The organism is Rhodopirellula sp. UBA1907 (genome assembly GCF_002337565.1).
Taxonomy (GTDB): domain Bacteria; phylum Planctomycetota; class Planctomycetia; order Pirellulales; family Pirellulaceae; genus Rhodopirellula; species Rhodopirellula europaea.
In genome coordinates, this window is the sequence record NZ_DDGH01000030.1 from 32,855 (window position 1) to 33,126 (window position 272).

The 272-nt window shown below is 55.9% G+C and carries 1 pseudogene; it reads left to right on the forward strand.

The features are described from left to right. Nucleotides 1–272 (forward strand): annotated as a pseudogene (locus B2R17_RS06435) (cadherin repeat domain-containing protein); the annotation flags it as partial.

Sequence of the window (272 nt, forward strand, 5' to 3'; positions counted from 1 at the left end):
TCTTTGTCAGGCGACGACGCGGCTTTGTTTGAGATCGACGGAACCGAATTGTTTTTGAAGAGCGGCACGAACCTCGACTTCGAGACCGCACCGACCCTCACTGTGACGGTGAACGTGGATGATTCGTCCATCGGCAGCGGAATCGATTCCTCGACGGACTTCACACTGACGATCACCGACGTCAACGAAGCTCCTTCGGTGAGTCTGTCCAACCAAGTCACCACGGTCAGCGAAGGTGCGGACTTATCATCCGGCATGAAGGTCGCCGACAT